General features: G+C 34.8%; 11 protein-coding genes. 2 read left to right on the top strand and 9 right to left on the bottom strand.

Annotated elements, in window-relative coordinates:
* Positions 1-3 precede the first annotated feature (3 nt).
* The gene (locus tag RTX21_RS05185; RefSeq protein WP_312765787.1) at positions 4-2436 is read right to left on the bottom strand and encodes a thiamine pyrophosphate-dependent enzyme; all 2433 of its coding nucleotides are present in this window, start codon (positions 2434-2436) and stop codon (positions 4-6) included.
* A 152-nt stretch (positions 2437-2588) separates the two neighbouring features.
* Between RTX21_RS05185 and RTX21_RS05180 the strand changes: the two genes are divergently transcribed.
* Together RTX21_RS05180 and RTX21_RS05175 are read left to right on the top strand one after the other, a co-directional pair.
* Positions 2589-2882 carry a hypothetical protein gene (locus RTX21_RS05180; RefSeq protein ID WP_312765786.1) on the top strand — a complete coding sequence of 98 codons (294 nt, stop codon included), beginning with the start codon at positions 2589-2591 and terminating at the stop codon, positions 2880-2882.
* 180 nt (positions 2883-3062) lie between these two features.
* Positions 3063-3416, top strand: a complete 354-nt coding sequence (locus RTX21_RS05175; protein ID WP_312765785.1) for a prevent-host-death protein — start codon at positions 3063-3065, stop codon at positions 3414-3416.
* 471 nt (positions 3417-3887) lie between these two features.
* On the opposite strand, the gene RTX21_RS05170 is transcribed toward RTX21_RS05175, so the two are convergent.
* From RTX21_RS05170 to RTX21_RS05135, 8 genes are all read right to left on the bottom strand, one after another.
* A complete protein-coding gene (locus RTX21_RS05170; RefSeq protein ID WP_312765784.1) occupies positions 3888-4985 on the bottom strand; it encodes a nuclear transport factor 2 family protein in 1098 nt (365 codons plus the stop codon).
* Positions 4986-5124: 139 nt separating this feature from the next.
* Positions 5125-6147, bottom strand: coding sequence for a helix-turn-helix domain-containing protein (locus RTX21_RS05165; protein ID WP_312765783.1), 1023 nt, complete (start codon positions 6145-6147; stop codon positions 5125-5127).
* A gap of 247 nt (positions 6148-6394) precedes the next feature.
* Positions 6395-7309: a serine hydrolase domain-containing protein gene (locus RTX21_RS05160; RefSeq protein WP_312765782.1), complete on the bottom strand. Its 915-nt coding sequence runs from the start codon at positions 7307-7309 to the stop codon at positions 6395-6397.
* An 89-nt stretch (positions 7310-7398) separates the two neighbouring features.
* Complete coding sequence (locus tag RTX21_RS05155; protein WP_312765781.1) at positions 7399-8739, bottom strand: S41 family peptidase; 1341 nt, start codon at positions 8737-8739, stop codon at positions 7399-7401.
* Positions 8740-8783: 44 nt separating this feature from the next.
* Positions 8784-9302 carry a hypothetical protein gene (locus tag RTX21_RS05150; RefSeq protein ID WP_312765780.1) on the bottom strand — a complete coding sequence of 173 codons (519 nt, stop codon included), beginning with the start codon at positions 9300-9302 and terminating at the stop codon, positions 8784-8786.
* 165 nt (positions 9303-9467) lie between these two features.
* Positions 9468-10907, bottom strand: a complete 1440-nt coding sequence (locus RTX21_RS05145) for a S41 family peptidase (RefSeq protein WP_312765779.1) — start codon at positions 10905-10907, stop codon at positions 9468-9470.
* Between the two features lie 12 nt (positions 10908-10919).
* Positions 10920-11603: a CPBP family intramembrane glutamic endopeptidase gene (locus tag RTX21_RS05140; protein WP_312765778.1), complete on the bottom strand. Its 684-nt coding sequence runs from the start codon at positions 11601-11603 to the stop codon at positions 10920-10922.
* A gap of 67 nt (positions 11604-11670) precedes the next feature.
* The gene (locus RTX21_RS05135; RefSeq protein WP_312765777.1) at positions 11671-12252 is read right to left on the bottom strand and encodes a Crp/Fnr family transcriptional regulator; all 582 of its coding nucleotides are present in this window, start codon (positions 12250-12252) and stop codon (positions 11671-11673) included.
* Between the last annotated feature and the right edge of the window lie 635 nt (positions 12253-12887).

Genomic DNA, 12887 nt, shown 5'->3' with positions numbered 1-12887 from the left:
TCTCTAATAGATTATTGGAAAATTTTCCGGATCAGTCTCTGTGAATATTGCATAGACTTTTTCTACAATATCATCCGCAGAAGGTTTACTGAAATAATCACCATCTGAGGCAAATGCAGGACGATGGTTTTCAGCAGAGATCGTTACCGGGTCAGAATCCAGATACCTGAATGCTTTTTGTTTTTCCAATATCTGCTGAAGTATAAATGCAGAGGTTCCACCTTCTACATCTTCGTCAATAACAACCAATCTATTAGTTTTCTTTACACTTTCGGCAATTTCGTCTGTTAAATCAAAAGGTATCAAAGATTGGACGTCAATCACTTCAGCAGATATTCCTAATTTCTCTAATTCCTTAGCTGCTTCTGTTACCACTCTCCATGTCGAGCCATAAGTCACTAAGGTCACATCTTTGCCCTCCTTGGTCACTTCGACTTTCCCAACAGGAACAGTGAATTCTCCCAAGTTATCAGGTTGTTTTTCTTTTAGTCTATAACCATTCAGACATTCTACAATCAAAGCGGGTTCATCACTTTGCAACATCGTATTATAAAAGCCAGCTGCCTTTGTTAGACTTCTTGGAACCAATATATTGATACCTTTTGAAAGATTCAGAATTCCTGCCATTGGTGAACCAGAATGCCAAATGCCCTCTAACCTATGCCCTCTTGTCCTTATGATTACTGGTGCTTTTTGACCTCCTTTCGTTCTATACTGGACAGTTGCCAAATCGTCACTCATTCCTTGAAGACAATATAGAATATAGTCCAGGTACTGGATTTCTGCAATTGGTCTCAAACCTCTCATTGCCAAACCAATTCCTTGACCAAGAATCGTTGCTTCACGGATTCCTGTATCGGCAATTCTTGTTGCACCATATTTTTCCTGAAGACCTTCCAATCCTTGGTTCACGTCTCCAATATTCCCGGCATCTTCACCAAAAACAAGGGTTTCAGGGTATTTTTCAAAGATCTTATCAAAATTATTTCTAACAACGACTCTACCGTCAACATCATCCGAACTTTCAGAAAATATTGGTTTAATTTCTTTCACATTCGTTGCTTTCCATTCAGATTCCGAATATAAATGGGAAGAATAATTATCTTTTTCGATCCTCAAAATTTCGTTATAGATGTTTTGGAGTTCTTGCCTTTCTGAAGAATGATTAGTCCTGGTAACTAATAAAGCCTTTCTTAACAACGAAAAAATATCTTTTTTAGAAACTGAAATGATTTTTTTGAAATTCTCAATCAAGTCTCCTATTTCCGAGTTTTGGTTTTGAAGAGATTCTACTAATGGGAATACTTTATTTTTTATATCAGAAATTGTTTTTTGATAAGCTTCCCAGGCTCTCTTTTGTCCTTCTTTTACTAATTTTTTAGCTTCAGAATCAATAGCATCTAACTCTTCAAGGGTAGCCAGAACTTCTTCCTGACCTTCGATTTCGATGCTATAGTCCAATATCCACTCTCTGAATTTTAATAGTCCATCAAACTCAGATTCCCAATTCAATCTATCCTCAGACTTGTAACGCTCATGCGAGCCGGAAGTAGAATGCCCCTGAGGTTGGGTCACTTCGGTCACGTGAATCACAACCGGAACGCTTTCGTATCTTGCAAAATGTTCTGCTTTCGCATAAGCTTCCATCAATGCAGGATAATCCCAAGCTTTTACCTGGATGATCTCGCAGCCTTGCTTTTCATCTTCGCTTCTTTGAAATCCGGAAAGCATCTCGGAAATATCAGCTTTAGCTCTTTGGTTTTGTGTAGGCACAGAGATTCCATAGCCATCGTCCCAGATCGAAACAATCATTGGAACTTGCAGAGCACAAGCCGCGTTAAGGGTTTCCCAAAAATGACCTTCGGCTGTAGAAGCATCTCCGATTGTTCCAAAAGCAACTTCATTTCCATCTTTTGAGAATTTTTCTGAACCATTAAATTTTACAGATCTATAAATTTTAGAAGCTTGAGCCAATCCCAATAATCTTGGCATTTGACCAGCTGTTGGGGAAATATCGGATGAAATATTCTTCTGCGCTGTTAGATCTTTCCAACTCCCATCCACATTCAAACTTCTTGTTGCATAATGGCCGTTCATTTGTCGGCCTGCGGAAGCTGGTTCTCTTTCTACGCTTGTATCCGCATACAGTTGTGCAAAAAAACTTTCTACAGAAACAGCGTCAATTGCCAAAGCAAACGTTTGGTCACGATAATAACCCGAGCGGAAATCCCCGTTTCTGAAAACTTTTGCCATTGCCAATTGTGGCAACTCCTTCCCATCTCCAAAAATGCCGAATTTTGCTTTACCTGTAAGCACTTCCCGTCTTCCTAAATATGACATTTCACGAGAAATTCTCCCCAATCGATAATCATTGATAACGCTATTTTTGAAGTCCAGAAATGACACTTGCTGAATTTCTATATAAGTTGATTGCATAGCTTGAGTATTTTGACAAATATAAAATTTTTTTCGCTAATTTTTACGAAAATCACATTTTGAGTTTTAAAGAATTTTTTAAGTATTAATAAAATTGTTTAAATATCTATATCTCAGACTATTAATTATGTATTAATGATTATTTTTGATAAATGAAAAAAACTGCCCCTCATATATTAAATGCATCTACAAATCTCCTTGGATTTTGTTTGATCATCATTACTTCTCTGAAAATTGCAAAACTCAGCTATCATTTTTATCTCGATGAATTCACTATAGGAGCAATATTTTGTCTTATGATAAGCTGTGCATTATCATTCCTGGCTATTAAATCTAAAAAAGAACGTGTTTCCAATAGATTAGAGAATATTGCTGATATACTTTTCTTTACAGCCTTGATTTGTATTTCGCTGGTTGTTTGCATATTGAGTATCGATGTTGTCTAATAGAAGAATCTATTATTTTTGCGTTATTAAAAAAGGACATTTTTATTTGCCGTTTTATATTGCTTCCTGGTTGATAGGAAAAGAATTAAATCTGAATAATATTGTCCTATAAGATTTTGAATGAATTTTTATTTTGAATATATTATTCTTGATATTACTTTTGTGAAAAATAAATAAATAATGAACTTCACGTTGGAAATAAATGCGCAGGAACGCGATTCGAACCTTAAATTTAGGACTATTCTATTTGATGCTTTCAAAGTTAATATTATTGAAAGATATAATAATTTGAAACAACTAAAATTGAAGCATGTGGTTTTTAAGATTAGAACCATGGATGATAATATTATCAGAAGTAAAAATGATAGTGGGAGAATCAAAATAAAAGGTGAAGATTTTATGGCATATTTGAAATTAACGAAAGTTTTGGACTCTTACGAATATAGAAACAACCTGATCAATAGGAAGAATGCCAAGCAAGAATATGTTGACCTGCTTTTAAGATTGATCATTGATAATTACCAACTTAATTAAATTAATATTTATAAAAAGTTATCAAAATTAAAGCACTTATATTTTTAATTGCTTTAATGTTAACGGGATACTTTTTTTACTTAATTTATACCCGCAATTTTAACTCTGTAGAAATCAGGTTTGTATTTATACCTAAATTTTTGGAGTAAATTCAGGATAAAACTGTTGGAATTTAACAAAAAAGCAAGGTCATTATTTTTTGCAGCTTCAGTAATGTCATCTAAAGAATTTCCATTCTTCGATTTAGTGGTCCCACTTGATTATGAGATTCAAAAATGAGATTTTCATCTGATTTTATCTAGCTTTAAACATACTGATTATCTTTGTTTTACGTTTTTCAAGTTCTACATTTTGCTTCATCAGATTTGAGTAATTACTGCAACCTGTTGCACTATATTATACTTAAAATAAATTAATTTTTTAAGTATATAGTTACCTTTTAAATTGTGAACATAGTACATTATCTATTGCTCATTCCTTGGGCACTTCCCTCCAGCTATAACTTTTTTGTACGATTTTCCACGCGCCCTGGTATTTCATTATCAGGAAATAATCTGTAAAAATTCTGCCGGGTATAGAAATTTTTGCTTTTGCAATAGCGGCATCATTTTCAATATCAATAGAAATAATTTGGCCTTTCCGATTATTCTTTTCTCCCTCTTTGAAATTCGAAATATATTGTTGACCGGACCGAATCCACAAAGTGTCTTTTGCCACGGCGTATAGATTGAAATCAGGATGGAATGCTTTTCTCAATCGTTCCGGCTGTCCGTTTGCAGTGCCTTCTATATAATCCAAAAGTATCTCCTTGATCTGTTCAGAATCACTTTTTTCAGCTTTAGGCGAGGTGAAATTTTTCTTTAACAGAGCGATAACTTCACGAGCCACATTGGCTGCTGAACTTGGATCTTGACCTGTCACAAAACGGCCATCTACAATATAAAACCCATCATTTCCTTTTTCGGAATAGACAAACTTTCCTTCATTATTTTTAATGGCCTGATCTATCGAAAACGGAAATGCTTTGTAATACTCCATTTCTTTCTTTTCCAGATGATCTGGATAACCTGTAATTTTTTTCCCTGCATATAACGATTCTCCGTTTTCATTTTTTAAGAAGGCAATACCTGCAGTTCCGTGGCAAATCGATGAGATAATCCCATTTCTGTTATATATCCTGGCCGCAATTTTCTGAATATTTTCATCTTTCGGAACACCATACATCGCTGCGCCGCCTCCACTATAAAAAATAGCATCATAGTTTTCGGTCATTATTTCTGCAGGATTCATAGTATGTTCCAGCTTATCCATAAACCAGCCATCATATAAATACTGTTTCTGTAAACTGTCGGAAGTATTGATATATCCGATAGGGATTGCGCCACCTTTCGGACTTACAAGATCGACCAGATAGCCTGCTTTTGTAAAAACATCATAAGGAACAATGATCTCTTCAAAATGGTTGGAAGTACTGATCTTTGTGTTCCCGTAATAATCCTGATCAGAAGTCACGAAGAGAATTTTGTTCTGGGCCTGGAGATGTGATAAAGTCAGGAAAAAAATCATCATTAGAGACCTTTTTTTCAGCGTATTGATTGGACTGCGATTGATCATAGTTTCATAAATTAATTCCTTACAAAACTGATAAACTTGGCATTAGCAACGGTTTTAGGCTATCAATTCGGAGTTGTGATTTATAAAACTGTACTTAACTAACCTGGGCTCTCTGAAATTCTGAAGGGGTTTTGCCCGTTATTTTCTTAAACGCCGTAAAAAAGGATGATTTGGAACTAAAGCCACTTTCATAGCCTATGCTTTCTACAGAATAATTGCTTTTGTTTTGCAGAAGTACTTTTGCTTTTTCAATTCTGTACTCGTTGATAAAGGTAGAAAAGGATTTGTTCAATCTCTCATTAAGATATTGAGATAATACATGTTTGGATATTTTCAGTTCTTTTGCAGCCTGATCAAGTGTAAAATCAGGGTCAAGGAACATTTCTCTTTCGATAACAGAAGGTAATAACTGCTCAATTTTGAGGATATTCTCCTCACTGATCACTTTGTTTTTGTACCGCTCTTTTTCCTGATAAAAAACAGGTTGTTTTGAATTTCTGAATATGATCAACAGAAAAACGAGATAAAATAAAAATGAAAACGACAAAGCTCCCACAATATACGAGGTATATGCAGCCGTGCCGTAAGCCAGCCAGATCAGAAAAATACAGGTCGCAATACTTAGCTGCCAAATATCGATATTATCTAATTTCTGCCTGCTTTTTATCTTCCTGATAATTGGTTTTATATATTGTAAAGATGCAACGATATAAATTAACCATTGGAGATAGATTCCTCTGACAATCAATTGGCTCCAAAGTTCCCGATATTCAGAATAAGGATATAAAATGCACAGAAGACCAACAACTATCAGAAATGGAGCTGTATGAATTATCCAATTTATTTTTCTGTCATAGGAAATATATAAATACAAAGATGGCCCCACAAGAACGCAGGCTGAAAGACCTATCTGAATGAAAACATCCGACAAATGAGGATTAAAATAAAAGAAAACGGATTTAATGACCCGAATGCTCAACATCAGGATCAAAAGAGCCAGAAAATAATGTCGATGTCCTTCTTTTTTAGCGATCAGACTAAAATATACCGCAAGCAATAACCCGTTGAAAGCTCCTAACAGACTGAAAAAAAATAATATTTCGTTAATTGGATTCAATGGTTGAGCTTTTTAAATGTCCGGCTAAATTACAAATAGGAAACGAAACACTATCATGAAATATGATTGTTCAGGCTCTTAAAACTATAAGACTTCCCTCCTATTGTTGAAATATGATAAAATGATATTGATAATTCCGGCTCTGTTATTCCAAAGTCTTTTTTATGTCGTTCAGAAAATCAAATACAGGGAAGGCATCCCCTTGATTGGTCAATGCAATAATTGTATTGCCGTTTTTCAGATCTCTCTAGAACAGGCTTCTGAAACCGGCCAATCCACCCGTATGCTGGGCAATCATCGTCCCGGCAGATTTTTTAATAAACCAGCCTGATCCATATTCAGAATAGGTACCGTCTTCCAGAATCGGTGTCTGATATAGTAATTTGGTGCTTTCTTTTGATAATAATTGATTGTTTCTTAACGCCTTGTCCAATTTGTGAAGGTCTTCCGCCGTAGCATAAATGCCCCCGTCTCCAGTCGTAAGAATGGAATAGTCATCCACTTTTTTATCTTTGTTATATCCTATAGCTTTATCCGGAATGGCTGTATTTGATTCATAAACTGTGGTATGATGCATTTGCAGAGGGTCGAAAATATTTTCTTTCAAAAATTGGGCATATGAAATTCCGGAAATTTTTTCGATAATTAGAGACAGGATAATGTAACCAGAATTGCTGTATTGAAATTTTGTTCCGGATTTAAAATCTAATCCATCCTGATTCTGAAGCCAATGGATTACATCATTATTAGTCAAACCTTTTTTTGTAAGTCTATTTTCATAATCTCTTATTCCCGAGGTGTGATTCAGCAATTGCTTTATGGTAAAGTGATGGGCGTAGGAAGGAAGATCGTCGACAAACTTTACGGCATCATCATCGAGTGAAAGAAGTCCTTTTTCCGCCAGTTGAAAAATGGCAATGGCAGTGAAGGATTTACTTAATGAAGCAATATAAAATGGAGTTTCTTTTTTCAGTACCGCTTTCTGATGTAAATCCCGGTAGCCGAAAACAGTATCCATAACGATTTGATTATTTTGAGCAATTAATATGCTTCCATTGAATTTTCCCTTTCGGTAATAGTTGTTAATCACTTCATCTGGAGTCTGACTGGTAGTTTGACACCCCATTAATATTAAAAAGAGGATGAAATAAAAATGTTTCATATAAATCTTAGACTGTATTATTGATTGATAGTTGTAAGAATTTCCTGGCTTAAAGATTTGTACTGGATGTAATGATATCTGGCTTCATTTTATTTTGTCCTATTGATTGTTTCTTCATAACCATCATCCCAATACATTTTAATAGCGTTACATACATTGTTGCTATCCGTTATAAACTCTACTTGATAATCAGTACCTATCTGGAATAAATTAGTTGTTATGGCTATTACTTTTCTTGGTTCGCTACTTTTTTGATTGGTATCCCTAAACATTAGCTGATTGCCTGAAAGCGTAACTTCAAACTCCGAAAACCGTCCTGTAAACTTGGTTGCCTCTGTTACATTGATGTCTACGGCCGGCGATTTTGATTTATTAAAATTGATCTGCCAGTTGATTTTCCTTTTCTCGTTTTCATCTTTTTCGGTCAGTAGCTTTTGATTCAGGAAGTGATTTTGAGCGGTCAAAATACAATTTTGCTCTTCTGCTTCAATGTCCGGAATTACGCCAACACCTTCCCAATCGGTTTTAGTGGTAACATTTTCTTCTCGTAAATAGGGAATAAATGCTACAAAGCCATTTCCCATGCTGAAACTTCTTGTTGCATGAGCACCGCCTCTTGATTTATTTCCAATGATAAGAGCCTTTTTCATACTTTGTAAAGTATAAGCAAAACTTTCAGCAGCCGAAAAGGTTCTCTTGCTTGTTAGAATATATAAAGGCATTCCTAATTTTAAACCGTTTGTTATTTCCTTTTTATTTTCAATATAAGAATCTGTCCATTTATTTTCGATCCTGTTATAAGTTTTCCCTATGTATGTTCTTGCAGGAAAAAAGTAACTTAGGATTTCGCCTAACATTTCACCGTTACCTCCGAAATTATTTCTTAGATCAATGATCAGTCCGTCAGTATGGGAAATAAACTGCATTGCTGAATGTACTGTTTTTCTTGCGGAAGGATTGGGAGCAGCAAAATTTGTAAATTCAATATAGCCCATGTTTGAAGGCAGAATTTCGACCTTTCTGAAATAGAAATTTTGCTTTTGATCTTTTTTAATATCGTCTGCCAAAATTGCCATTGCCCCATTTTTATTGGCAAGAAATTTTATGATGTTTTTTTCTAATCGGGGATTATATTCAATTCGCAAATGATTGTCTTCATTTACTGAACGAAGTGTTTTTTGAATCTCATTGGCGAATTGGTTTGGGTTTGTGACAGACCTAAATATATTGTTTTGAGTTTGTTGCTTCAAAAAGTCTGTCATCACTTTTGCCTTATCAGGAAAAACATAATTATTGATCAGCGAATTACAAATGCTGTTTACAACTTCTATTTTCGTTAAACTGTCAATCTTTGACGGCTCATTATTTTGAGCAAAAAAAAGTTGTCCAATGAAAATGAATAAACCCATCAAAATGTTTTTCTGTATCATTTACTGTTCGTTTTTAAAATCATTGATAACTTTCTGAGCTTAGGTTAATTATGCTGTTTTTTGTAAACATATTCATGTCTTTTAATCCATGTAGTCTCTCCGGAAAAAAGGATATCTTTCTGTGTGGAGAATGATGTATTGCCTAATATATAAGTCTGTCTTATGCTTGCTTTTTTGCCATCATTTCCATCCTTACCTTCTTTCTCGGTGATGACCTTCATATTGCCATTGGGAAGTTTCGTTCTGGAAACAAGCTTTTCTTTACCAATGTATTGTCCATCTTTTGAAATGCTAATGGTATCGGTTTTATTCGCACTTTTTTCTTTGGGATAATTATGAACGAAAATAAACTCATTGGTGCCCGGAATTCTTTTTATTTCAAGATCCGCAGACATCGTATAAGGTTTTCCAGAACTATAATCTAGATAGGTTAATTGTCCTGTCCAGTTTCCTTCAACCTTTATAAAATCATTCATTAGCCGATTGGATTTTTTCTGAGCGTGAGTTAAAATTGCTGTTAATAAGCAGAAACCAACAAGTAGAATGTTTGTTAATTGTTTCATATTAATTTTTTGATTAATTAATTTCAATTGGATAAATCTTTCAACACTTCCTGTCCTAAAAATAAGAATTGATTATGTGGTTTTAGTCTATAGTTAAGACAATTATCATTTTAGAACTATTACATTTCGGTTCGCTCGTATATGTTTTTGCTGAGCTAAATTCAGTTACTTTTTATTTATTAATTCAATTGCATAATCTAATTCCACATCTTGCTTATTGATCCAATTTTCGAATGTAATTGCTATTTCGTGATTCGGTATTGTGCCGTGCCCAAAATTTTTATCCCAATCAACCGCATTGGTGTATTTCTGCAAAGGTATAGTAATAACCAACCCGGTCGGAATTTTAGCCTTGCTCAGCATTCCACTTGTATTACCCTGATAACCACCACCCGTCTCCTGCCCGATTACGACAGCTTTTTTGTTATACGACATTACTGCCGTAAAATCAGCACACGATGAAAGACACAGACCGTTGGTTAGCAGATAGCTGTTTCCGTTAAAATTCATCTTGGCAGGTTCCTGCGGTTCGTAGTAATCGAACTCTTTTGTGATCCAGGATTTTTTCCAGAGATACAATCCGTTATTTTCCTCAGGTTTTTTGTAGAACATCTTGTTGACGCCCTTGATCTCTCTCGCTACAGCTTCTGTAACTTCGATCTTATCCCAGTATCTGAATGTCTTGTCGAAGAAGAAAGAGGCCAGCAAAGCTGCATTATCATCCGTTCCTCCTGTATTGTTCCGTACGTCAATGATTAGATCTTTGATATTCTGTTGTTTCAGAGTCTGGAATACGTCCTTGATAAATTTCTTAAAATTCTGCCCGCCTTGCTTTATTGCAGTATTGGCAAAAGAATGAATTTTTAAAATAGCGATTCCATTTTTTATCTCAAATTCAAGTGGTGAATTATAATTCTTTTCAAGTTGTTCTAAACGAGGAAACACATTTTTGGAAGTACCGTTTAATGCAAAGGTCTGATCAATACCTTCTGATCTTACAACAACTTTAAAAACTTTGGGTGCATCTATTATTTCCTGATACCAAAATGGAAATCTGTAATTCAGCAAAAGTATCTTTTCCGTTTGGTTATATCCGTCTGATGGAATAGCATCGAGCAATTTATTTAATATCGCTGAAATTGGAGTTCCATTAATTGAAACCACTTCACTACCTATCTGAATATTTTTGTTGTCTGAGTAATTTTTTGAAACCAGTACTTCATGAGTTTTAGCGTCCACAAAAAGCTCCAGCGGAAGTAAGTTATTGGGAGTATTAAGATAAATTTTAGATTCTTCCGGCAGCTCAATTCCGGTATGGAGACATCCTATCTTGGCAAACAAAGGTTTCAGCTTCCTGTAATATTCAAGTTGGGTTAATGAATCCTTAATGCTCTGTCGAGTGGAATCGATCAATAATCCAAATTTTTCCTTATCAGTATATCTGTAGAATCCGGGATGTTTTTTGCTGACCTCATCCATTAATCCTGATGTCCATTGACGCAAACTATCTGCCGGATACTTCTGATCAAGTTTAAGTTCTTTTGCCTGTCCGAAGAAGCTTTGGGTGAAAATAACCAATAGTGATAACATGAACAATTTTTTCATAAATCTATTTAGTTAGGATTTGTTTTTTTTAATATTTCTTTCATAAATAATAATAAAGCCTATCCAGATGATAAGCAAAACAGCAATTAGTATCAATTCTGTATGATGAAGACCATTTCTGAAAAAATTATTCAGCGAATGAAATCCGGCTACAGCCAGTAATGAATAGGTCTTATTATAGACTTTGCCAATTCCCCAAGTACCTAAAAGCAAGATACCAAAAAAGATCATATTGGAAGTGGTGAATTCAAAATTCAGATGCCAGATAAACCATAAAACGGCGATAATGATGATGCTTTGAAGTTTCGGCAGATCTTTTAATTGTTCCTGCAAAAATCCGCGCCAGCCGATTTCTTCCAATAACCCATATATCAAAACCGTGAAAAGAAGCACAAAAGGGAAATGTCCCTGCTGAATATAGCTGACTGTCCCAATGAGCACAACCGGAATAATCCAGAAAACAAGCAAGGACAAAAATATGTTTTGGTAATTTCCTTTCAGGGAAAGCTTTAAGGGAATATTAAATAATTTAACCGAAACCAAAGCACCGATAGCGGGCCCAATTCCTCGGAGTAAAATTTTTATAAATTCGTTGTTGGTAAAATCAAACAGATTGGTTTTCACCGCCAAAAAGCGAAACAGAATGGCAATAGCATAAAAAACGATAATACTCCCAAGTAGTTTTCTTTCTTTCATATTTTTTTGGATTAGATCATCCAAAATTAATTATAAGAAAGCCAAATCCACTTGACGATGGGTAAGTTTACTTCCCGGTCACCCTTTTTCTGAGGCGGCTAAGACTTTCCGCAGTCAATCCCAGGTAAGAAGCGATTATTTTGAGAGGTGTGCGTTGAAAAATTTCAGGACGCTGACTGATGAGGTTAAGATAACGTTCCTCCGGGCTAAGTGTCAGAAGGTTGATCTGATCCAGTTGTTTTCGCAGGAACAATATTTCGGGAATCGCTTTGCCAATCCTTAATCCTGTTTCACTACGGGAATAAAGTTCATTAAGATCGGGATAGCTGATTGACCATAAGGTGCAGTCTTCCAATGCCTGTGTTTTAATACCTGAAGGCTGTTGCTTGAGGAAAGAAAAATAATCGCTCATAAAACTGTTTTCATACAGTAAATTGATGCAGATATCTTTTTTCCCGTTCCAAACAAATAGACCGACAGAACCTTTTGCTACAATATTCAAATATTTTTCTATACTTTGATAATCTTTTATAATCTCATTTTTCTGAAACTCCCTAACAGTTATTTTTTCTGAAAAACGTTCCCAGATATTGGTTTCAGCGTTGTAAAATGGAGAAAAAACCTTCTGAATATCTTGTGGTGTAGGCATTGGTAAGAGTTTACTTAATTAAAAATTTCGAATAATTTATGTATCAGTTTATTTATTATTAGATCAGCATTCATCATCATTACAAATTCTAAAGGCTGATTGACATAGTAATTATTTGTATTTTATGGCTTTATCAGCTTCAATAGGATTATTATATTTTTGGGAATAATATACTTAAATGTACCAAATTATATTTATTAACATAAAAATTCTAGGATGAACACTTTAGTTAAATACCGTCATTTTTCATATCCCAGGGTTTTAGTACAATAAAGTATATAGTTGCCTTCTAAAAAACTGAAAACTTTTGTTACAGCTTCCAGTGGTAATTCTGTTAACTCAAGAGTTTCTGCTCATAATAGGGCTATTGAAGGACTAAGATAAAAATATTTGGTGGGATTTGAAGAATCATTAGAGATTGACGTTTTTGGAAATATTATCAATCTCTTTAGGCAAAAGTAATGCAAAGAAAGTTTGAGCATATATTTGAGCTGTACTCATTTTACAAATAAAAAAGCCCCTGAAATAGGGGCTTGCGGAGTGTTTATTGTGGTCCCACCTGGGCTCGAACTTTTTTAAATTTCCCCTTTATTCAAAGGCTTTTTGCAATGATAGATTACGTCGGGGGAAATTAT

The organism is Epilithonimonas sp., from assembly GCF_032054305.1.
Classification (GTDB): domain Bacteria; phylum Bacteroidota; class Bacteroidia; order Flavobacteriales; family Weeksellaceae; genus Epilithonimonas.
The sequence above is the reverse complement of the archived record's forward strand: the minus strand, read 5'-3'. Positions and strand labels throughout refer to the sequence as shown.